1 tRNA gene and 2 rRNA genes are annotated in these 1376 nt (G+C 56.1%); all 3 read right to left on the bottom strand.

The annotated features are described in order from the left end of the window. Positions 1-77, bottom strand: a tRNA-Met gene (locus ACSHZY_RS18840). 81 nt (positions 78-158) lie between these two features. Then, positions 159-273, bottom strand: a 5S ribosomal RNA gene (gene rrf / locus ACSHZY_RS18835). Positions 274-385: 112 nt separating this feature from the next. Beyond that, positions 386-1376, bottom strand: a 23S ribosomal RNA gene (locus tag ACSHZY_RS18830); the annotation flags it as partial.

The following is a 1376-nucleotide window of genomic DNA, read 5'->3' as shown; positions in this document are numbered from 1 at the left end:
TGGTTGCGGGAGCAGGATTTGAACCTGCGACCTTCAGGTTATGAGCCTGACGAGCTACCGGGCTGCTCCATCCCGCGACGGTTGCGCGGCGTTGGTTTGCGGCGCTTGTGGTGTGTTTATCCTGGGAGGGGTGTTCGGAGAGTTTGGGTTCTTTTCAGGTTTGGCGGTGACCTACTCTCCCACGTCTTGAGACGCAGTACCATTGGCGCGACGGCACTTAACGGCCGAGTTCGGGATGGGATCGGGTGTTTTGCTCGTGCTATGACCACCAAACCGGAGAAGAACCCGTCCCTGGCGTGTGGCCAGGGGGGTTTCACAACATCAGGGACATTTTCATGTCGCTTGTTCAAGTCGGTGTTTGCTTTTGATCCTGCTGTTTCTGGATCAAATCAAGCCTATCGGGCAATTAGTACCGGTCAACTGAACGCGTTACCGCGCTTACATCTCCGGCCTATCGACGTGGTGGTCTTCCACGGCCCTCAAGGGAGACCTTGTTTTGAAGGGGGCTTCCCGCTTAGATGCCTTCAGCGGTTATCCTGTCCGAACATAGCTACCCAGCACTGCCGTTGGCACGACAACTGGTCCACCAGTGGTTCGTTCACCCCGGTCCTCTCGTACTAGGGGCAACTCTTCTCAAGTCTCCTACACCCACGGCAGATAGGGACCGAACTGTCTCACGACGTTCTAAACCCAGCTCACGTACCTCTTTAAATGGCGAACAGCCATACCCTTGGGACCTGCTCCAGCCCCAGGATGAGATGAGCCGACATCGAGGTGCCAAACGATGCCGTCGATATGGACTCTTGGGCATCATCAGCCTGTTATCCCCAGAGTACCTTTTATCCGTTGAGCGATGGCCCTCCCACTTGGGACCACCGGATCACTATGGCCGACTTTCGTCTCTGCTCGACGTGTCAGTCTTGCAGTCAGGCTGGCTTCTGCCATTGCACTCAACGACCGATTTCCGACCGGTCTGAGCCAACCTTCGCGCGCCTCCGTTACGATTTGGGAGGCGACCGCCCCAGTCAAACTACCCACCACGCAGGGTCCCGGATCCGGATAACGGACCGCGGTTAGACATCAAGAGTGCGAAGGGTGGTATCTCAAGGATGGCTCCACGGGAACTGGCGTCCCCGCTTCGATGCCTACCACCTATCCTGCACATCACAATCCTGATGCCAGTGCGAAGCTATAGTAAAGGTTCATGGGGTCTTTCCGTCTAACCGCGGGAAGTGTGCATCTTGACACACAGTTCAATTTCGCTGAGTCCACATCAGAGACAGCGGGGAGATCGTTACGCCATTCGTGCAGGTCGGAACTTACCCGACAAGGAATTTCGCTACCTTAGGACCGTTATAGTTACGGCCGCCGTTTAC

It is taken from the genome of Falsirhodobacter sp. 1013, from assembly GCF_051195255.1.
In the GTDB taxonomy this organism is placed as follows: domain Bacteria; phylum Pseudomonadota; class Alphaproteobacteria; order Rhodobacterales; family Rhodobacteraceae; genus Falsirhodobacter.
The sequence above is the reverse complement of the archived record's forward strand: the minus strand, read 5'-3'. Positions and strand labels throughout refer to the sequence as shown.